This is a genomic window from Streptomyces sp. G5(2025) (assembly GCF_049542075.1).
Taxonomy (GTDB): Bacteria; Actinomycetota; Actinomycetes; order Streptomycetales; family Streptomycetaceae; genus Streptomyces.
In genome coordinates this window covers 736,820-756,149 of the sequence record NZ_JBMUZT010000002.1, presented here as the reverse complement: position 1 = coordinate 756,149, position 19,330 = coordinate 736,820, and the positions used below count along the sequence as shown (strand labels likewise).

At 71.5% G+C, this 19,330-nt stretch carries 13 protein-coding genes and 4 pseudogenes; 10 read left to right on the top strand and 7 right to left on the bottom strand.

Annotation, left to right across the window (positions count from 1 at the left end):
* Positions 1-74 precede the first annotated feature (74 nt).
* The 5 genes and pseudogenes from ACOBQB_RS03775 to ACOBQB_RS03755 all read left to right on the top strand — a co-directional run bounded on the left by ACOBQB_RS03775 (position 75) and on the right by ACOBQB_RS03755 (position 8,396).
* A pseudogene (locus ACOBQB_RS03775) lies at positions 75-2,053 on the top strand (Xaa-Pro dipeptidyl-peptidase).
* Positions 2,050-3,330, top strand: a complete 1,281-nt coding sequence (locus ACOBQB_RS03770; protein WP_423588749.1) for a M14 family metallopeptidase — start codon at positions 2,050-2,052, stop codon at positions 3,328-3,330. Before ACOBQB_RS03775 ends, ACOBQB_RS03770 begins: the two are co-directional and overlap by 4 nt.
* Before the next feature lie 137 nt (positions 3,331-3,467).
* Positions 3,468-5,147, top strand: coding sequence for a BCCT family transporter (locus ACOBQB_RS03765; RefSeq protein WP_423588748.1), 1,680 nt, complete (start codon positions 3,468-3,470; stop codon positions 5,145-5,147).
* Positions 5,148-5,246: 99 nt separating this feature from the next.
* Complete coding sequence (locus ACOBQB_RS03760; RefSeq protein WP_423588747.1) at positions 5,247-6,269, top strand: oxidoreductase; 1,023 nt, start codon at positions 5,247-5,249, stop codon at positions 6,267-6,269.
* Positions 6,270-6,737: 468 nt separating this feature from the next.
* Entirely contained in the window at positions 6,738-8,396 is a 1,659-nt protein-coding gene (locus ACOBQB_RS03755) for an ABC-F family ATP-binding cassette domain-containing protein (protein ID WP_423588745.1), read from the top strand.
* A 55-nt stretch (positions 8,397-8,451) separates the two neighbouring features.
* On the opposite strand, the gene ACOBQB_RS03750 is transcribed toward ACOBQB_RS03755, so the two are convergent.
* The 3 genes and pseudogenes from ACOBQB_RS03750 to ACOBQB_RS03740 form a co-directional block, all read right to left on the bottom strand.
* Entirely contained in the window at positions 8,452-10,881 is a 2,430-nt protein-coding gene (locus ACOBQB_RS03750) for a Tex family protein (RefSeq protein WP_423590370.1), read from the bottom strand.
* A 171-nt stretch (positions 10,882-11,052) separates the two neighbouring features.
* A pseudogene (locus ACOBQB_RS03745) lies at positions 11,053-11,181 on the bottom strand (LPFR motif small protein); the annotation flags it as partial.
* Positions 11,182-11,316: 135 nt separating this feature from the next.
* On the bottom strand, positions 11,317-12,207 hold the full coding sequence (locus ACOBQB_RS03740) for an SCO6745 family protein (protein ID WP_423588743.1): 891 nt from the start codon (positions 12,205-12,207) through the stop codon (positions 11,317-11,319).
* A 111-nt stretch (positions 12,208-12,318) separates the two neighbouring features.
* On the opposite strand from ACOBQB_RS03740, the gene ACOBQB_RS03735 reads away from it, so the two are divergent.
* The 3 genes and pseudogenes from ACOBQB_RS03735 to ACOBQB_RS03725 form a co-directional block, all read left to right on the top strand.
* Positions 12,319-13,356: a GlxA family transcriptional regulator gene (locus ACOBQB_RS03735; protein WP_423588741.1), complete on the top strand. Its 1,038-nt coding sequence runs from the start codon at positions 12,319-12,321 to the stop codon at positions 13,354-13,356.
* A 10-nt stretch (positions 13,357-13,366) separates the two neighbouring features.
* A complete protein-coding gene (locus ACOBQB_RS03730) occupies positions 13,367-13,999 on the top strand; it encodes a DJ-1/PfpI family protein (protein WP_423588740.1) in 633 nt (210 codons plus the stop codon).
* 12 nt (positions 14,000-14,011) lie between these two features.
* Positions 14,012-14,407, top strand: a pseudogene (locus tag ACOBQB_RS03725) (MFS transporter); the annotation flags it as partial.
* Here the strand turns inward: ACOBQB_RS03725 and ACOBQB_RS03720 are convergent.
* Positions 14,395-15,146, bottom strand: a pseudogene (locus ACOBQB_RS03720) (enoyl-CoA hydratase/isomerase family protein). The pseudogenes ACOBQB_RS03725 and ACOBQB_RS03720 overlap by 13 nt on opposite strands.
* A gap of 69 nt (positions 15,147-15,215) precedes the next feature.
* Between ACOBQB_RS03720 and ACOBQB_RS03715 the strand changes: the two are divergent.
* Together ACOBQB_RS03715 and ACOBQB_RS03710 are read left to right on the top strand one after the other, a co-directional pair.
* On the top strand, positions 15,216-15,863 hold the full coding sequence (locus ACOBQB_RS03715) for an HdeD family acid-resistance protein (protein ID WP_423588738.1): 648 nt from the start codon (positions 15,216-15,218) through the stop codon (positions 15,861-15,863).
* A 129-nt stretch (positions 15,864-15,992) separates the two neighbouring features.
* A complete protein-coding gene (locus tag ACOBQB_RS03710; RefSeq protein ID WP_423590369.1) occupies positions 15,993-16,469 on the top strand; it encodes an ATP-binding protein in 477 nt (158 codons plus the stop codon).
* Between the two features lie 13 nt (positions 16,470-16,482).
* Here the strand turns inward: ACOBQB_RS03710 and idi are convergent, their stop codons facing one another.
* The 3 genes from idi to galE all read right to left on the bottom strand — a co-directional run bounded on the left by idi (position 16,483) and on the right by galE (position 19,277).
* Complete coding sequence (gene idi, locus ACOBQB_RS03705) at positions 16,483-17,076, bottom strand: isopentenyl-diphosphate Delta-isomerase (protein ID WP_423588736.1); 594 nt, start codon at positions 17,074-17,076, stop codon at positions 16,483-16,485.
* 82 nt (positions 17,077-17,158) lie between these two features.
* Positions 17,159-18,097, bottom strand: coding sequence for a cation diffusion facilitator family transporter (locus tag ACOBQB_RS03700; RefSeq protein WP_423588734.1), 939 nt, complete (start codon positions 18,095-18,097; stop codon positions 17,159-17,161).
* 196 nt (positions 18,098-18,293) lie between these two features.
* Complete coding sequence (gene galE, locus ACOBQB_RS03695) at positions 18,294-19,277, bottom strand: UDP-glucose 4-epimerase GalE (protein ID WP_423588732.1); 984 nt, start codon at positions 19,275-19,277, stop codon at positions 18,294-18,296.
* Positions 19,278-19,330 lie beyond the last annotated feature (53 nt).

Genomic DNA, 19,330 nt, shown 5'->3' with positions numbered 1-19,330 from the left:
TGACGCCCCCTGTGCCTGTCGCGGTCCGTGCGGCCCTCTGTCGCGCGGCAGTTCACCGGTGTACCTTCCGCGCCATGCCGATACGTGCGCGACGCACCCGCCTCCTCTGGAGATCGCTGCTGACGGCGGCCCTGGCCGCCCTCCTGGCCACCCTCATGTCCCCGGGCGCCGCGCAGGCGTCGGGGGCGCCGGGCCAGGTGCCCCGCCCCGCGGGCGAGAGCAGACCCGTGTACTCGTACGAGGACGCCCTACGCGAGTCCGTATGGGTCGACACCAGGATCGACGGCGACGCGGACGGCAGGACCGACCGCGTCGCCGTCGACATCATCAGACCCCGCGAACCGGACCGCACGGGCCGCCGCATCCCGGTGATCATGGATGCCAGCCCGTACTACGCGTGCTGCGGGCGGGGCAACGAGAAACAGAAGAAGACGTACGACGAGAACGGCGACCCGGTCCACTTCCCGCTCTACTACGACAACTACTTCGTCCCGCGCGGCTATGGCTACGTCGCCGTCGACCTCGCCGGAACCAACCGCTCCGACGGCTGCGTCGATGTCGGCGGCCGCTCCGACGTCCAGTCGGCCAAGGCCGTGGTCGACTGGCTGAACGGCCGCGCCCGCGGCTACACCAGCCGCACCGGCGACGAACGCACGCGGGCGTCCTGGAGCAACGGCCGCACCGGGATGATCGGCAAGAGCTACGATGGCACCGTCGCGAACGGCGTGGCCGCCACCGGCGTCAAGGGCCTGAAGACGATCGTGCCGATCGGCGCCATCTCCTCCTGGTACGACTACTACTTCGCCAAGGGCGCCCCGCTCTTCGGCAGCGGCCCCGACGGCCTCGCACGGGCCGTGGAGAGCCCCGAGGCCCGCGCCCGCTGCGGCGCCGTCAAGCAGCGCCTGATCGACGGCGCGCCCCGCAGCGGCGACTGGACCCGCCTGTGGAGCGAGCGCGACCACGTCCCCGACGCCGGCAAGGTGCGGGCCAGCGTCTTCGCCGTCCACGGCATGCAGGACCTGAACGTCCGCACCAAGCACTTCGGCCAGTGGTGGGACGCCCTCGCCGAGCACGGCGTCGACCGCAAGCTCTGGCTCAGCCAGGCCGGCCACGTCGACCCCTTCGACTTCCGCCGCGCGCAGTGGGTGCGCACCCTGCACCGCTGGTTCGACCACGAACTCCTCGGCATCGACAACGGCGTCGACCGCGAACCGATGGCCGACATCGAGCGCGCCCCCGACCGCTGGACCACCGACCGCGTCTGGCCCCCGCGCGGCACGGACACCGTCGAGCTCCGCCCCGCAAAGGGCACGTCACCGGGCGTCGGCACACTCGGCCCGCGCCCCGGCAAGGGCACCGAGACCTTCACCGACGACCCGAGGCTGAGCGAGACCGACTGGGCCGAGCGCGTCCATACATCCACGCCCGCCAAGGCCGGGTTCATCAGCAAGCCGCTCGCCCGCGACCTGCGCCTGTCCGGCTCCTCGAAGGTCACGGTCACCGCGACCCCCACCACCCGCACCGCCCACCTCTCCGCGGTCCTCGTCGACCTCGGCCCCGCCACCATCCGCGACTACGCCCACGACGACGAGGGCATCACCACGCTCCCCGGACGCACCTGCTGGGGAGCGAGCACCGCCGGCGACAGCGCCTGCTTCAAGGAGACGGAGGCGAAGGCCACCACCGTCGAGCACACGGTCTTCAGCCGTGGCTGGGCCGACCTCGGCAACTGGGCCGACGCGGACCGCGGCCGGCCGCTCACCCCGGGCAAGCCCCACACCATCACCCTCGACCTCGCCGCGAGCGACCACGTCGTACCCAAGGGCCACCGCCTCGCCCTGATCGTCGCGGGCACCGACAAGAACCTCATCGAACCGCCCGCCGACACGCCGACCCTCACCATCGATCTGGCCCGGACTTGGGCGAAGGTGCCCTGGTCGGCGGCGCGAAGGCGTTCACCACCTCCGCGTCCGTCACCCCCCGCGACTCCCGTCTCGACGGCGTGGCCCCGCCGCGTCCGCGCAACCCCGTACCCGGAGGCAGCACTTCATGACACCGCGCATCCGCACCCTGGCGCTGGCCTGCGCCACCGCCGTGCTCACCGCGCCGCTCCTGACGGCGCCCGCCCAGGCGACGCCGACCCCGCCCCGTACGGGCTTCGAGGAGAGCGACGGCGCCCGCTGGACCAGCCGGCCGGAGGAGCAGCGGCTCCTGGCCACCGTCGACAAGGCGAGCGACCGGATCTCCGTCTCCCGCGTCGGCACCACCAAGCAGAACCGCCCCCTGCAACTGGTCCGCATAGCCGAACGCCCCACCCGCAGCACCGTGTTGCTGATATGCAGCCAGCACGGCGACGAACCCTCGGGCCGCGAGGCCTGCCTGTCGACGGTCCGCGACCTGGCGTACGCGAAGGACAAGAAGACCCGGCGCTTCCTGGAGCGCACCACGCTCCTCGTCGTCCCCACCGCCAACCCGGACGGCCGCGCCGCCGACACCCGCGGCAACTCCGACGGCGTCGACATCAACCGCGACCACATCGCCCTGAAGACCGCGGAGGGCCGCGCCCTGGCCGCCGTGATCCGCGACCGCGAGCCCGACGTCATCTACGACCTGCATGAGTACGGCTCCACCCCCAAGTACTACGACAAGGACCTCTTCGACCTCTGGCCGCGCAACCTCAACACCGACGAGGCGGTGCACAAGGAAGCGCAGACCCTGTCGAAGGCGTACGTACGTCCGGCCGCGGAGGCCGACGGGTACACGACGGGCACCTACGGCATCTGGACCGACCCCGTCACCGGCGAGCCCGTCAAGCAGACCGCGGGTGACGGCCAGGAGCGCATCCTGCGCAACGTCTCCGGCATCAAGCACGCGGCGGGCCTGCTCACCGAGAGCCGCGTCGACCCGGTCACCGAGGCCGAGAAGAAGGACGAGGCCCTCAACAACCGCCGCCGCGTGCAGTCCCAAGCCTCCGCGCTGAGCGGCCTCTTCACCTACTCGGACCAGCGGCGGATGCGCCTGGAGCGCGCCACCGACGCGGCCCGCGCCGAGGGCCACCGCGACCGCGGCCCGGTCTACCTCGGCGGCGCCGACAACGACCCCGCCGAACCGGCCGAGGTCATCCAGAACCCGCCCTGCGGCTACCGCCTGGACACCGCCCAGTACGCCGACATCAAGGACGAACTGGCCCTGCACGGCGTCACGGTGAAGCGCCAGAAGTCCGGCGCCTACGTCCCGCTGCGGCAGTCCGCGCGGGCCCTCGTGCCGCTCCTGCTCGACGAACGTGCGCCGTATCACATGGTCACAGCTCGGCCCGACATGAGCTGTTGAAGGGGAGAGATGTGCGTCACATGTGGTAGGGGGTAACGGGAACAAAGTCTCGACGTAATCGATCGACCCCTTGAAAGGTGTCACTTGTGACGCAGGATCAGCGACAAGCGGACGACGGGGGAGGGGCCCAGGAAATCATGGCGCCCGCCCCCGGCGGCCGGTCCCCGAGCACGGACCGAGTGGTGTTCGGCGTCACCGCCGGCCTCACCCTGGCCTTCGTCATCTGGGGCGCGGTGGCGACGGACTCGCTCAAAGATATCTCCACGGACATGCTCAACGGCCTGATGCACAACGGCGGTTGGTTCTTCATGCTGACCGCGTCCGGCTTCGTCGTCTTCGCGCTCTGGCTGGCCGTCAGCCGGTACGGGAAGATCACCCTCGGAAAGGAGGGGGAGGAACCGGAGTTCCGCACCGTCTCCTGGGTCGCCATGATGTTCAGCGCCGGTATGGGCATCGGCCTGATGTTCTACGGAGTGAGCGAGCCCCTGGCCCACTTCACCGCGCCACCGCCGGGCACCGACCCGGCGGACTCGGCCGCGGCGATGGAGACGTCGATGGCCACCACCCTCTTCCACTGGACGCTCCACCCCTGGGCGATCTACGCGGTCGTCGGGCTCGCCATCGCGTACAGCACCTTCCGGCGCAACCGGCGCCAGACCATCAGCGCCGTCTTCGAACCGCTCATCGGCAAGAAGCACGCCCACGGCACCTGGGGCCGGGTCATCGACATCCTGGCCATCTTCGCCACGCTCTTCGGCTCGGCCGCCTCTCTCGGTCTCGGCGCCCTGCAGATCGGCAGCGGCATCGAGGTGCTCGACTGGATGGAGAACGCGGGTACCGGCCTGCTCGTCGTGATCATCGCCGTGCTGACCCTGGCCTTCGTGGCGTCCGCCGTCTCCGGTGTGGAGAAGGGCATCCAGTGGCTGTCCAACATCAACATGGTGCTCGCGCTGCTGCTCGTCGTGTTCGTGTTCATCGCGGGCCCGACCGTCATCATGCTGGACATGCTGCCGACATCGATCGGTGCCTACCTCGACGACCTGCCCCAGCTGATCGGCCGCACCGAGGCCTCCAGCGGCAAGGGCGTCGCGGAGTGGCTGAGCGGCTGGACGGTCTTCTACTGGGCCTGGTGGATCTCCTGGACGCCCTTCGTCGGCATGTTCATCGCGCGGATCAGCCGCGGTCGTACGATCCGTCAGTTCGTCGGCGGCGTCATCCTGGTGCCGAGCACGGTCAGCCTCATCTGGTTCGCGGTCTTCGGCGGCAGCGCCATGACGGTCGCGGACCGCGGCGGCCTCAAGGACCAGACGACCCCGGAGGCGCAGCTCTTCGGCCTGCTCCACGAGTATCCGATCGCCACCGTCACCAGCCTCCTCGTGATGATCCTCGTGGGCATCTTCTTCGTGTCCGGCGCGGACGCCGCGTCGATCGTCATGGGCACGCTCTCCCAGAAGGGCGCACTCGAACCGGGCCGGTTCGTGGTGATCTTCTGGGGCATGGTGACCGGCGCCGTGGCGGCGATCATGCTGCTGATCGGTGACGGCTCGGACGACGCGCTGACCGGCCTGCGCAACCTCACGATCCTCGCCGCCGCGCCCTTCACACTCGTCATGCTCGGGATGTGCGTGTCCCTCATGCGGGACCTGCGCCACGACCCACTGATCGTGCGCGGCGAGCACGGCACGGAAGCCGTCGAGAAGGCCGTGATCGCGGGCCACGCGCAGTACGACGGCGACTTCGAGATCCGCATCGGCCCCGCCCAGGACGACGAGGGCGACGGCCTGGCGCCGGACAACGACCCGGTCAAGACCACCTGACGGGCTCCGGGGGCGGCGCGCACGACACGGGCCGCCCCGGCACGAACCGAATATGTCATGCCGTGCTCACATCGCCCTCCGGGTGGGGATACTCACCACATGTCTGCCGAGTACGCGACCTTCGGTCTGGCACCGGCCATGCGAGCCGGTGGAGTTCTCGCCAACGGTGACGTCCAAGTGCACCGGGAGTTCGTCGACTTCATCGTGAACGGGCGTCCCCTGCTCTTCCAGCTCTCCGACCTCGACGCGGTGTCGCCTCTGGCCGCCGACATCCCGCCCGCCATCTTCACGGCACACGTACGCCGCCTCCTTCTCGAAGCCGGGGCGCCGCTGCGCGAGGGCCGTTACGTCATCTATGGCTGCCCCGAATGCGAGGACCTGGCGTGCGGCGCGGTCACCGCGGTCATCGAAATGGCCCCGGACAGCGACGACTTCATCTGGCGCGACTTCGCCTGGCAGACCGCGGAACCCGCCGACCTGGAGCTCAACGGCTACCACGGCATAGGGCCCTTCCGCTTCCGCGGCGTCGAATACCGCGAAGCGCTCGGCCAGTTGCTCGCGGACGAACCGCAGCCGCGCCGCCGGGTCCTGCTGATCGGCGCCCGCGTCGCGCTCCTCGCCAGGCTGGCGGCGGCCCTGCGCACGATCGGCATCGGCGCGGAGATCGCGGCGGACGCGGCGGGCGTCCCACCCGAGGAGCTGCGCACCTACGGCGCCGTCGCGTTCGGCCGCGCGGTCCCCGACACGACCCGGCAGTCCGTACGCGCGGCGTTCGACCAGGCGGAAGTGGAGGTGGCGTACGTCGACGGCCTCGCCCCGATCGTGCCGCTCCTGGTCGCCCAGATCGAACACGCCCTCGACCGCAGCCCTCAGGAGCAGCGCCGCCTCACCGCCCTGGCGGCGTGCCGAGAGGCGGCGCGGCTCGAAGTCACCTCGACGTGCCGGGTCCAGCTGACCGCGTACCGCATGGACCGCTTGTCCCGCACCCACGTGCACGAGGTCTTCGACGAGGTCCTGGAGCCAGGGGAGCACAGGGTCCCCCTGACACCAAAGGCGACGAAGGGCACCTCCTATGTGGTGGCCCGCACGGCGACCAGCGTCCTGGTAACCCCCACCGGATAGCCCCAAGCCCGCACTCAAGGGAACGCGTACCCCCGCGTCCCCGCCCCGAGGCACCCCCAGGCGCACCCCGGGTCGCACCCGCAGCCGTGAGCGCGCCGGAGGGGACGCGGGGGTATGTGCGCGCGGAGCACAGTGGTGGTCACCCGGGCGCCGAAGCAGCAAAAGCCCCGCGCCAAGATAGCGAGCACGGACATGCCCCCGCGTCCCCGCCCCGAGGCACCCCCAGGCGCACCCCGGGTCGCACCCGCAGCCGTGAGCGCGCCGGAGGGGACGCGGGGGTATGTGCGCGCGGAGCACAGTGGTGGTCACCCGGGCGCCGAAGCAGCAAAAGCCCCGCGCCAAGATAGCGAGCACGGACATACCCCCGCGTCCCCGCCCCCAAGACGCCCCAAGGCATCCGAGCCCCCCCAAGGCCCACGCCAAGCCGCAGACGCAGCCCGCAACCCCCGCCCGTAGAATCACCCCCCTATGACCGCAACCCTCGTCGCCAAAGACCTCACCGCCGCCCACGGCGACCGCACCCTCTTCTCCGGCCTGGAGCTGGTCGTCGCCCCCGGCGACGTCATCGGCCTGGTCGGCGCCAACGGCGCTGGCAAGTCCACCCTCCTGCGGCTGCTCGCCGGCCTGGACACCCCGGAAGCGGGAGAGCTGAGGCTGTCGCCCTCGTCCGCCTCCGTCGGCCACCTGCCCCAGGAGCCGGACCGCCGCCCCGGCGAGACGATCCGCGCGTTCCTGTCCCGCCGCACCGGCGTCGCCGAAGCCCAGCGGATCATGGACGAGGCCACCCAGGCCCTGGTGGACGGCGCCCCGGGCGCGGACGACGCCTACGCGGACAGCCTGGAGCGCTGGCTGGCCCTCGGCGGCGCGGACCTCGACGAGCGCGCCGAAGAGGTCACCGCGTCCCTCGGCCTCACCGTCGGCCTGGACCAGGAGATGACGTCCCTGTCCGGTGGCCAGGCGGCCCGCGCCGGCCTCGCCTCCCTCCTCCTCTCCCGCTACGACGTGTTCCTGCTGGACGAGCCGACCAACGACCTCGACCTCGCGGGCCTGGACCGCCTGGAGGGCTTCGTCCGGGGCCTGCGCGCCGGCACGGTCGTCGTCAGCCACGACCGCGAGTTCCTCAGCCGCACGGTCACCAAGGTCCTCGAACTCGACCTGGCCCAGCAGCAGATCAACCTCTACGGCGGCGGCTACGACGCGTACCTGGAGGAGCGGGACGTGGCCCGCAGGCACGCCCGCGACGAGTACGAGGAGTACGCCGACAAGAAGGCGGCGCTCCAGGGCCGCGCCCAGATGCAGCGCTCTTGGGCGGACAAGGGCGTCAAGAACGCCCGCCGCAAGGCGGCGAAGGCGGGCGGCGGCGACAACGACAAGATCGGCCGGAACTTCCGCGGCGACGCCAGCGAGAAGCAGGCCGCCAAGGCCCGCCAGACACAGCGCATGATCGAACGCCTGGACGTCGTCGAGGAACCCCGCAAGGAATGGGACCTCCGCATGGAGATCGCGTCGGCGCCCCGCTCGGGCGCGGTCGTCGCAAGCCTGCGCGACGCGAAGGTGCGCCGGGGGACCTTCACCCTGGGCCCCGTCACGCTCCAGATCGACTGGGCGGACCGCGTGGCGATCACCGGCGCGAACGGTTCGGGCAAGTCGACGCTGCTCGGCGCCCTCCTGGGCCGCGTCCCGGTGGACGTTGGTCACGTGGCCCTCGGCTCCGGCGTACTCATCGGCGAAGTGGACCAGGCCCGTGCGCTGTTCCACGGCGAGGAGGCCCTGCTCGACGCGTTCTGCGCGGCCGTGCCGGACACCGAACCGGCGGAAGTCCGCACGCTCCTGGCCAAGTTCGGCCTGAAGGCGGACCACGTCCTGCGCCCGGCGGCGACGCTCTCACCCGGCGAACGCACCCGCGCCGCCCTCGCCCTCCTCCAGGGCAGAGGCGTCAACCTCCTGGTCCTGGACGAGCCGACGAACCACCTCGACCTGCCCGCGATCGAGCAGCTGGAGTCGGCCCTGGAGGCCTACGAGGGCACGCTGCTGCTGGTCACGCACGACCGCCGGATGCTGGACGCGGTGAGCGTGACGCGCCGCCTGGAGGTGACGGAGGGCAAAGTGACAGAACTGTCACTCTGACCTCCGCCCCTCCAAGGCTCAGCGCCCGCCCAAAGCTCAGCGCCCCTCCAAAGGCTCAGCGCCGCTTCGGATCGACCAGACCGGCCCGCCGCAGCGCCTCGGCCATCGCGTCGTTGGCGGGCGGCGGGCCCTGCCGCTGCGGCTTCTGCCCGCGCTGGCCCTGGCCGCCGCGCTGCCCCTGGCCGCCGCGCTGCCCCTGACCACCCTGCCCCTGCCGCCGCTGCTGAGGCGGACGCCCGCCCCGCTTCGCCTGCTCCCCACCGGCGTCACCCGAGGAACTTGAGGAACCCGAGGAACCCGAGGGACTCGCCTCGTCGTCGAGCCGCAGCGTCAGCGAGATCCGCTTGCGCGGGATGTCGACGTCCATGACCTTCACCTTGACGATGTCGCCCGGCTTGACCACGTCCCGCGGGTCCTTGACGAAGTTCTTGGACATCGCCGAGACGTGCACCAGACCGTCCTGGTGGACGCCGACATCCACGAACGCGCCGAACGCGGCGACGTTCGTGACGACACCTTCGAGCACCATCCCGGCGGCCAGGTCGGAGATCTTCTCGACGCCGTCCTTGAAGGTGGCCGTCTTGAACGCGGGTCGCGGGTCGCGCCCGGGCTTCTCCAGCTCCTTCAGGATGTCCGTGACCGTGGGCAGCCCGAAGACCTCGTCCACGAATTCATCGGGCCGCAGCGAACGCAACGCGGCCGTGTTCCCGATCAGCGAGGCGACCGCGCCACCCGCCGACTTCACCATCTTGCGCACCACCGGATAGGCCTCCGGGTGCACGCTGGAGGCGTCCAGCGGGTCGTCGCCGCCACGGATGCGCAGGAAGCCGGCGCACTGCTCGTACGCCTTGGGGCCGAGCCGGGGCACGTCCTTGAGGCCCTTGCGGCTCTTGAACGGGCCGTTGGCGTCGCGGTGCGCCACGATGTTCTCGGCGAGGCCGGAGCCGATGCCGGAGACGCGGGCGAGCAGGGGTGCCGAGGCGGTGTTCACATCCACGCCCACGCCGTTCACACAGTCCTCGACGACGGCGTCGAGCGAACGCGACAGCTTCACCTCCGACAGGTCGTGCTGGTACTGGCCGACGCCGATCGACTTCGGGTCGATCTTCACGAGCTCGGCGAGCGGGTCCTGGAGGCGTCGCGCGATGGAGACCGCGCCGCGGATGGACACGTCGAGGTCCGGCAGCTCCTGCGAGGCGAAGGCCGATGCGGAGTACACGGAGGCGCCGGCCTCGGAGACCATCACCTTGGTGAGGTTCAGCTCCGGGTGCTTCGCGATGAGATCGGCGGCGAGCTTGTCGGTCTCCCGCGAGGCCGTGCCGTTGCCGATCGCGATCAGCTCGACCGCGTGCTCCTTGGCGAGCCGCGCGAGCGTGGCCAGGGACTGGTCCCACTTGTTGGCCGGGACATGCGGATGGATCGTGTCGGTGGCGACGACCTTGCCCGTGGCGTCGACGACGGCGACCTTCACACCCGTACGGAAACCGGGGTCGAGGCCCAGCGTCGCGCGCGTGCCCGCGGGCGCCGCGAGCAGCAGGTCCCGCAGGTTCGACGCGAAGACCCGCACCGCCTCGTCCTCGGCGGCCGTACGCAGCCGCAGCCGCAGGTCGATGCCGAGGTGCACGAGGATGCGGGTCCGCCAGGACCAGCGCACCGTGTCCTGAAGCCACTTGTCACCGGGACGGCCCCGGTCGGCGATGCCGAAGCGCTGGGCCACGATCCCCTCGTACGACGAAGGCGCCCCCGGCGCGGCGTCAGCCTCTTCCGGCTCCAGGACGAGGTCGAGGACCTCCTCCTTCTCGCCGCGCAGCATGGCGAGGACGCGGTGCGAGGGCAGCTCCGTGAAGGGCTCGGCGAAGTCGAAGTAGTCGGCGAACTTGGCGCCCGCCTCCTCCTTGCCCTCGCGGACCTTCGCGACGAGGCGCCCGCGGACCCACATGCGCTCGCGCAGCTCGCCGATGAGGTCGGCGTCCTCGGAGAAGCGCTCGGCGAGGATCGCGCGCGCTCCGTCCAGGGCGGCCTGCGGGTCCGCCACCCCCTTGTCGGCGTCCACGAACGCCGCGGCGGCGGCCTGCGGCTCCACGCCCGGGTCGGCGAGCAGCCCGTCGGCCAGCGGTTCGAGCCCCGCCTCGCGGGCAATCTGCGCCTTGGTGCGCCGCTTCGGCTTGAACGGCAGGTAGATGTCCTCAAGGCGCGCCTTGGTGTCCGCCTCGCGGATCCGCGCCTCCAGCTCCTCGGTGAGCTTGCCCTGCTCACGGACCGAGTCGAGGATCGCGGCGCGCCGGTCCTCCAGCTCACGCAGATAGCGCAGGCGCTCTTCGAGCGTGCGCAGCTGCGCGTCGTCGAGCATCTCGGTCGCTTCCTTGCGGTAGCGCGCGATGAAGGGCACCGTCGAGCCGCCGTCGAGCAGGTCGACGGCGGCCTTCACCTGCCGCTCCCGCACGCCGAGTTCCTCGGCGATCCTGCCTTCGATGGACGAGGGAATGGACGAGGGAATGGACGAGGGAATGGACGAGGGGGTGGACGTCGTCAAAGCTGCCACGTTCCGGTACCGCCTTCTCACTGAGGTTGCCGGGCAATTGTGGCAGGTGGCGCCGACAGCGGGTGATCAGACCCGGCGGGCGCGGCCCACGCGGCCGGAACGCCGGCCGGTGCCCCGCCCGCCCCGCCCCGCGGAACTGGACGCTCCGCCGAACAGCCGGGCCACCGCCCGGAACGGCAGCGTGACGACGGTGGCGAGGGCGCCGGCGATCTGACGCAGTATGTCCGCGATGGCACGGAACATGAGGATTCCCCTTTCGTCTCCCGGCGCGGCCGGGGTGGCGGCCAGGAGACGTACGGGTACCTCGGAGCCGCCGTGCCATGCCGCCACGTCCTGCCATGCCGCCGTGCCACGCCGACGCGTCCCGCCGGAGTGTCCTCAGCGCTTGCCGACCAGATCGGCGGGGAACGCCCCCGCACGCAACGCCGCACCGATGAACGCGGTGCCCAGCTCCGTCAGCCGCTCGACGCCCGCCGCGCCCAGGTGTGCGTAGGGCGCACGGTCCAGACGGTCCGTCTCCGCCTCGATGTCCCGGCGCAGCGCCACACCGGCCTCCGTCAACTCGCCCTCGGCGTCGAGCAGTCCCCGTCCGCGCAGCCGCTCCTCGGCGGCGTCCCACTCCTCCTGGTTCCAGCCGCGGGTGGAGAAGAGCCACTTCGGAGTGATGCCCTTGCCGGTGGCGGTGTGGCTCACCAGGGCTTCGAGGCCGTCGAGTTCGGCACCGAGCAGGACGGTCAGGTGCCCGTCGCCGCGGTGCTCGCGCAGCAGCGTCGCCGCGTGCCAGTACGCGAGGTGCGGCTCCTCGGGGACGGGCAGGTCGGCGTGGGCGGAGTACAGCGGACGCGCGGTGCGGGTGCAGGCCTCGGCGGCGCGCAGCGCGAGCCCGGCCGCCTCCGCCATCTCCGGGGAGGCGACGGCGTCCTCGCCGATGAGCCCGCGCAGCGTCGCGTCGACGGCGCGCAGCCGCGCGGCGAGGACGTCCTTCGGCGCGGCGGTGCTCCACACCTCGGGCACGTGCGCCGCGACCAGCTCGTGCTTGTAGTTGTAGAAGGCGGCGGTCACGGTTCCCGCGCCGACGGCGCCCAGGGCCGCCGCGCGCACCGCGAAGTTGACGGCGCTGGGGTGCGTTATCCCGAGCGCGGCCAGCTCCCGGGTCACGTCCGGCGAGAAGTAGTGCGTCGAGTGCAGGGAGTTGAGGACGTTGTGGCAGCGGCGTCCCGCGCGCGGGTGGGGCGAGGCGGCCGGGGACGAGGTCGTCGAAGAGGTCATGAGGGCACGGTACCTACTGGTTGGTATGGCGTCGTGCGACGGTTGCCCGATGGCAGGAAAGGTGGGGTACTCGTCATTGCGGCCGTCTCCGGGGCGCCCAAGAATCGGGTCATGGAACAGCGAACCGTCCTGGTCGTCCTCTCCGAAGGCGTCCAGAGCCTCGACGTCACGGGCCCCGTGGAGGTCTTCACAGGCGCGACACGCTGTGTTGACAGCCTTGGCAGCCTTGGCAGCCTTAACGGCTTCGACGGCGGATACGCGGTGCGCACCGCCTCCATGGACGGCGCCCCCGTGCGGACATCCAGCGGTCTCACCCTCGTCCCGGACGGCGCGCTGCCCGACGCCCCCGCCCCGGACACGCTGCTCGTCCCGGGCGGCATGGGCACGCGTTTCCCGGACCCGGAGCTGACCGGCTGGCTGCGCGTCCACGGTCCCCGCGCCCGGCGCCTGGTGTCGGTCTGCACCGGCGCCATCCGCCTCGCGGAGGCGGGCCTCCTGGAGGGCCGCAGGGTGACGACGCACTGGGCGTACTGCGCCAAGCTCGCCAAGGACCACCCCGGCATCGAGGTCGACCCGGACCCGATCTACGTCCGCGACGGTCATGTCGCGACGTCCGCCGGGGTCACCGCCGGGATCGACCTCGCCCTGGCGCTCGTGGAGGAGGACCTGGGCCGCGAGGTGGCGCTGACCGTCGCCCGGCACCTGGTCGTCTTCCTGCGCCGCCCGGGGAACCAGGCTCAGTTCAGCGTCCAGCTCTCCTCCCAGACGGCGCGGCGCGAACCGCTGCGCGAGGTCCAGCAGTGGATCACCGAACATCCGGCCGAGGACCTGTCGGTGGCCGTGCTCGCCGCGCGGGCCCGCCTCTCGCCCCGCCACTTCGCCCGCGCCTTCCGGGCCGAGACCGGGCTGACACCGGGCACATACGTCGAGCGCGTGCGCGTCGAACACGCCCGCAGGCTCCTGGAGGACACCTCCGACGGGGTGGAGGAGGTCTCACGCGCGTGCGGCTACGGCACACCGGAGGCCATGCGCCGCGCCTTCGTCAAGGCACTCGGCGCGGCACCCGCGGAGTACCGCCGCCGCTTCCACCCCACCCCGGACCCCACCGCACCACCGGACCCGCCCCTCACGCCCACCCACCACCGATAGGGACAGACCCATGCGGATAGCCATCGCCCTCTACGAACGCTTCACCTCCCTCGACGCGATCGGCCCGTACCAGACGCTGAAGAGCCTGCCGGGCGCCCAGACCGTCTTCGTCGCCGACCAGGCGGGCCCGGTGCGCGACGAGAGCGGCACCCTCGCGCTCGTCGCCGACCACTCCTTCGCCGAGGTCCGGCGCCCCGACATCGTGGTCGTCCCCGGCGGCCCCGGAGTGAGCGACCAGCTGGAGAACGAACCGCTCCTGGACTGGCTCCGCGCCGTCGACGCCACCACGACCTGGACGACCTCCGTGTGCACCGGCTCCCTGGCGCTCGCCGCCGCCGGCCTCCTCAAGGGCCGCCGCGCCACCTCGCACTGGCTCGCCCTGCCCGAGCTGGACCGGCTGGGCGTGCGGTCGACGGGGGAGCGGGTCGTCTTCGACGGCAAGTACGTCACCGGGGCCGGTGTCTCGGCGGGCATCGACATGGGGCTCACGCTGGCCGGCAGGATCGCGGGCGACGAGCACGCGCAGGCCGTACAGCTCATGACCGAGTACGACCCGCAGCCGCCCTACGACGCCGGTTCCCCGGAGAAGGCGCCCGCGCACCTCGTGGCGAGGTTCCGTGACGGGAGCCGCTTCGGGCAGTGACAACCGCCTTTCCTCGTGACCGCGGCGGCACTCGGCGACGGCGTGCTGCTGTGCGTGCCCGCGCTGCACGGCTCCTCGGCGGTGACCCTGGCCGCGCTCCTCGCGGTCAACTTCGTGTTCGGGACCTTCGGTCAGCTGGTGAACGTCACGATGACGGCGGTGCGTCAGACCCTCACGCCGACCGGGATGCAGGGGCGCGCCGCCGCGACGATCACCTTCGTCGGCATGGGCATGACCCCGCCCGGCTCCCTGCTCGGCGGCCTCCTCGCACAGGAGTGGGGGCTGCGCACCGGCCTCCTGGTGACGGCCGCGGGCATGCTGCTCTCCCCGCTGCTCATGGCCGCGTCCCCGCTCGCACGGCTGGGCCCGGTGCTCGAAAGCCCGTCCGACGACGCTCAGTCGGCCTGAACGCTCCACGTGAACCGGGGCCGCCTGCGCTCCAGGAAGGCGGCGACCCCCTCGGCGGTGTCGCCGCTGCCGCGCGCCTGGTCCATCCAGTACGCCTCCCGGTCGGCGCGCCCGGCGGCGAACTCCTTGGCCGCCGCCTGCGTCAGCTGGGAGCGCGACGCGAGGATCCGGGCGAACTCCGCGACCCGCTCGCCGAGGCCGCCCGCGGGCAGCACCTCGTCCACCAGGCCGGTGCGCAGCGCCCGCTCGGCGCCGATCAACTCGCCCGAGAAAGGAGGTACTTGGCGGTGGCGGGCCCCACCAGCGAGACCAGGCGCCGGGTGGACGACGCCGGGTAGACGATCCCGAGCTTGGCGGGAGTGACCCCGAACGAGGCGGCCTCGTCCGCGAAGCGCAGGTCGCACGCCCCTGCCAGCTGGCAGCCGCCGCCCACGCAGTAGCCCCGCACGGCGGCAAGCGTCGGCTTGGGGAAGGCCGCGAGCACCTCCTCGGCCCGTACCGCCAGGTCCTGCGCCGTCTGCGCCGACTCCCGCAGGGAGGAGATGTCCGCGCCCGCGCAGAAGGTGCCGCCCTCGCCGGTGAGCACGACGGCGCGTACGGCCGGATCGGCGGCCAGCTGCGCGAAGAGCGGCGGCACCTGGCGCCACATGTCCTCGGTCATGGCGTTGCGCTTGGCCGGATGATCGATGACGACGGTGGCGACGCCGTCCGTGACGGTGTGCCGCAGCTGGGGCTCCATGCGCCGGATGCTATCCGCACCCCTCGAACGTACGATCAAGAAGGGGAGCCGAGCGATACGGAGACGCTGATGGCCAGACGGAAGGACCCCACGTCCACGAGGCCGCGGAGCGCGACGGCGCAGGCCCAGGGCAAGCGGCTGAGCCGCAGCTTCGGCTGGCTCGCGGTGCTGGGCGTGGTCCTCGCGGTCGCCGGGATCATCGGCCTCGTCTACACCGGCCTCGCCACGCTGACCTCGATGCTGCTGTTCGGCTGGCTCCTGCTGGTCGGCGGTCTCGTCGGCCTGCTGCACGCCGTCCAGTCGCGCGGCAGCAACTTCTTCTGGCTGGGCGTGGTGGTCGCGGCGCTGAACCTCGCGGCGGGCGTCGTGATCATCCGCAGGCCCGACGTGGCGGCGGAGGCGCTGACCATGTTCGCGGCGCTGCTCTTCCTCACGGGCGGAGTGTTCCGCCTGGTCGGCAGCCTGGTGGTGCGCGGCCCGCAGTTCGGCTGGACGCTGGTGCAGGGCGCCTTCGGCCTGCTGCTCGGCATCCTCGTCCTCGCCGAATGGCCCAGCAGCAGCCAGTACGTGATCGGCTGCTTCTTCTCCCTGGCGCTGCTCTTCGACGGCCTGGGGCTGATCGCCACCGGCATCGGGGGCCGCGGGATCGTCAGCCTCGTACAACCTGAAGAAACCGGGAAGAGTGAGCAAGGGGGACAGGATCAGTCGTACAACTGACGCTGTCATACGCCACCGATCAAATCCCGTCGATAATCGCTGACTTCTGGTCAGTAGCACAGTCCGAAGCAGTGCGTTCCCAACACTCGATGTGTGGTGACAATCGAGCGCGAGGGCGGCGACCGGACGATGGAGAACGACGGGAGGGGGCCAGGCCCACTTCCCAGGGGCGAGGCACAGGTGCCGTACGAAGGGGTGTGGCGCTTCACCGCCCCCGCCGTCGACGCCTCCGTCCCCCAGGCGCGGCACGCGGTGCGCGACCTGCTGGCCCGGCAGGGCGTACCGGCATCGGACGAGCTGATCCAGGGGCTGCTGCTCATCGTCTCGGAGCTGGTCACCAACGTGGTGCGCCACGCTGCCTTGCTCTCACCGATGCTCGCGGTGGAGGTCGCGGTCGGCGCCGAATGGGTGCGGGTCTCGGTTGAGGACAACCACCCCTACCGGCCGACGGCCCTGGTGGCGGACCACGGGCAGACGGGCGGCCGCGGACTCCTCCTGGTGCGTGAGGTCACGCGGGAGGCGGGCGGTGCCTGCGAGGTCGAGCACACCGCGACCGGGGGCAAGGTCATCTGGGCGGCCCTGCCCCTGAAGCCCTGCGGCGGCTAGCGGCCGCAGGGGGCTACCAGCCGGCGGAGGGGCCCGTCAGCTCCTTGATGGCGGGCCGCGCCGCGTCGAGCACGGTCATGAACCACGCGGAGAACGGCTCCTTCTCGTGCCGCGCCGCCAGCTCGTCGGCCGTCACGAACGCGGTCTCGCCCACCTCGGCGGGGTCCGCGCGCAGCGGCGACTGGACCATCCCCACGAAGAGGTGGTTGAACTCCTGCTCCACCAGCCCCGAGTCCGGGTCCGGGTGGTTGTAGCGCACGGTGCCCGCCTCGGCGAGCAGCGAGGGCGACACCCCGAGCTCCTCGTACGTGCGCCGGGCGGCCGCGGCGAACGGCGCCTCGCCGGGGTAAGGGTGGCCGCAACAGGTGTTCGACCAGACGCCGGGGGAGTGGTACTTGCCGAGGGCGCGTTGCTGGAGCAGCAGCCGCCCCTGCTCGTCGAAGAGGAAAACGGAGAACGCCCGGTGCAGCTGCCCGGGCGCCTGGTGAGCGGAGAGCTTCTCCGCCGTGCCGATCGTCCTGCCGTCCTCGTCGACGAGTTCGAGCAAGATCGCTTCTCCGGTGCCGTTCGACGAGCTGTTCGCCGCGGTGGCAGGTGTGATCGGCATACCCATCCTTCGCTTCGGTCTTCGAGCCTCAAGTCTGCCGTACGTTCCGGACACTCCAGGCACTCCGCGGCCCGCATGTCCGTCAGTGGCAGAGCTTCGCCTCGTGCTCCGCGTGACCGCTCGGTTCCAGCTGGAACGTGCAGTGTTCCACGTCGAAGTGGTCGCCCAGGCAGCCCTGTAGTTCGTGGAGCATCTTCTCGTGGCCGATGGAATCGAGGACGTCGGAGCTCACGACGACGTGCGCGGAGAGTACCGGCATGCCCGAGGTGATCGTCCAGGCGTGCAGATCATGGACGTCCTCGACACCCGGCAGGTCGAGTATGTGGGCCCGCACCTCCGCCATGTCGACGCCCTTGGGCGCCGACTCCAGCAGGACGTTCAAGGTCTCCTTCAGGAGCTTGACCGTACGCGGGACGATCATGACGCCGATGACGAGCGAGGCGATCGGGTCCGCCGCCTGCCAGCCGGTGAGCATGATGACGGTCGCCGAGACGATGACCGTGACGGAGCCGAGGGTGTCCGCCACGACCTCCAGGAAGGCGCCGCGCACATTGAGGCTCTCCTTCTGGCCGCGCATCAGCAGCGACAGCGAGATCATGTTCGCGACCAGGCCGAAGGCGCCGAAGAAGACGGCGAGGCCGCCCTGCGTCTCGGCGGGCGTGACGAACCGCTCGACCGCCTCGTACAGGACGTAGCCGCCCACGCCGAGCAGCAGGAGACAGTTGGCGAGCGCGGCGAGTATCTCGGCGCGGGCGTAGCCGAAGGTGCGGCTCTCGGTGGGCGGTCTGTTCGCGAAGTGGATGGCGAGCAGGGCCATGCCGAGCCCCAGCGCGTCCGTCGCCATGTGCGTCGCGTCCGCGATGAGCGCGAGCGAATCAGCCATGAGGCCGCCCACGATCTGGGCGAACATCACGATGACCGTGATGACCAGGGCGATACGGAGCCGCCCCTTGTGGGCCTGGGCCGCCGTTCCCGTCGCCGCTGCCCCGTGTGTGTGTCCGTGATCGTGCCCAGCCCCCATGGAGCCCGCCTCCCGCGTCCGTCATCGGTCTGTTGTTCGGTCGTCGCGCGACCACAGTGAACTACGGGTGGGGGTATCTGGCAACGCGGCACTGAACACCGTTGTCATCTGCCCTGACCTGCGAAAATGGCAACGATTGCCGTCTGGGGAAGGGGCGCAGGTCAGGGCTCCGTAATGATCCGTGATGATCGGGTAATCAGTCGCGACGGGCCGGAGGGTGGTGCAGACACCACCCCGCCCACGCCGACTCGACCATCTCGCGCACGCCGCGCCGCGCCGTCCAGCCCAGCTCCTCTGCGGCCAGCCGCGCGTCCGCCACGGCCCGCGGCGCGTCACCGGCACGGGCCGGTTCGACCAGCGCCGGGCGGCGGTCACCGCTCACCTCGCCGATGAGATCGATCAGTTCGCGTACGGAAACACCCTCGCCCCGGCCGATGTTCACCGTCAGGTCGCCCGTGGCGCCGTCCGTGAGGCGGCGGGCCGCCGCCAGGTGCGCCTCCGCCAGGTCGGACACATGGACGTAGTCGCGTACGCACGTGCCGTCCGGCGTCGGATGGGTGTCGCCGAAGATCCGCGGCGGCTCGTCGCGGGTGAGACGGTCGAAGACCATCGGGATCACGTTGTGGACCCCGGTGTCCGCGAGCTCGGGGGCCGACGCGCCCGCCACGTTGAAGTAGCGCAGGCACACCGTCCCGATGCCGTGCGCCCGCCCGGCCGCCCGCACCAGCCACTCCCCGGCCAGCTTCGTCTCGCCGTACGGGCTGACGGGCGCGCAGGGCGTGTCCTCCCCGACGAGAGGTACGTCCGGCGGATCGCCGTACACCGCGGCCGACGACGAGAACACGAGCCGCCGCACCCCTGCCTCGGCCATCGCGTCGAGCAGCGTGACCAGGCCGCCCACGTTCTCCCGGTAGTAGCGCAGCGGCTGCTCCACGGACTCGCCGACCTGCTTGCGCGCCGCGAGGTGGACCACCCCCGTGACGCCGTGCTCGGTGAAGAGGCGGCGCAACAGGCCGCCGTCGAGCGCCGACCCCCTCACGAGAGGTATGTCCGCGGGCAGCCGCTGCGGCACTCCCGAGGAGATGTCGTCCAGGACGACGACGTCCTCTCCGGCACCGGCCATGACCCGCGCCACATGTGCCCCGATATATCCGGCCCCGCCGGTGATCAGCCATGTCATGGGCGACCACCCTAAGCGAACCCTATGCGGGCAAGCCGGGCACGATCCCGGCG

What these genes read in the sequence shown, in the direction of transcription:
- ACOBQB_RS03740 (WP_423588743.1), bottom strand. Translation starts at nt 12,207, where the DNA reads ATGACCTCTTCGACGACCTCGTCCCCGGCCGCCTCGCCCCACCCGCGC.
- ACOBQB_RS03710 (WP_423590369.1), top strand. Translation starts at nt 15,993, where the DNA reads ATGGAGAACGACGGGAGGGGGCCAGGCCCACTTCCCAGGGGCGAGGCA.
- idi (WP_423588736.1), bottom strand. Translation starts at nt 17,076, where the DNA reads ATGCCGATCACACCTGCCACCGCGGCGAACAGCTCGTCGAACGGCACC.
- ACOBQB_RS03735 (WP_423588741.1), top strand. Translation starts at nt 12,319, where the DNA reads ATGGAACAGCGAACCGTCCTGGTCGTCCTCTCCGAAGGCGTCCAGAGC.
- galE (WP_423588732.1), bottom strand. Translation starts at nt 19,277, where the DNA reads ATGACATGGCTGATCACCGGCGGGGCCGGATATATCGGGGCACATGTG.
- ACOBQB_RS03760 (WP_423588747.1), top strand. Translation starts at nt 5,247, where the DNA reads ATGTCTGCCGAGTACGCGACCTTCGGTCTGGCACCGGCCATGCGAGCC.
- ACOBQB_RS03715 (WP_423588738.1), top strand. Translation starts at nt 15,216, where the DNA reads ATGGCCAGACGGAAGGACCCCACGTCCACGAGGCCGCGGAGCGCGACG.
- ACOBQB_RS03730 (WP_423588740.1), top strand. Translation starts at nt 13,367, where the DNA reads ATGCGGATAGCCATCGCCCTCTACGAACGCTTCACCTCCCTCGACGCG.
- ACOBQB_RS03700 (WP_423588734.1), bottom strand. Translation starts at nt 18,097, where the DNA reads ATGGGGGCTGGGCACGATCACGGACACACACACGGGGCAGCGGCGACG.
- ACOBQB_RS03755 (WP_423588745.1), top strand. Translation starts at nt 6,738, where the DNA reads ATGACCGCAACCCTCGTCGCCAAAGACCTCACCGCCGCCCACGGCGAC.
- ACOBQB_RS03765 (WP_423588748.1), top strand. Translation starts at nt 3,468, where the DNA reads ATGGCGCCCGCCCCCGGCGGCCGGTCCCCGAGCACGGACCGAGTGGTG.
- ACOBQB_RS03770 (WP_423588749.1), top strand. Translation starts at nt 2,050, where the DNA reads ATGACACCGCGCATCCGCACCCTGGCGCTGGCCTGCGCCACCGCCGTG.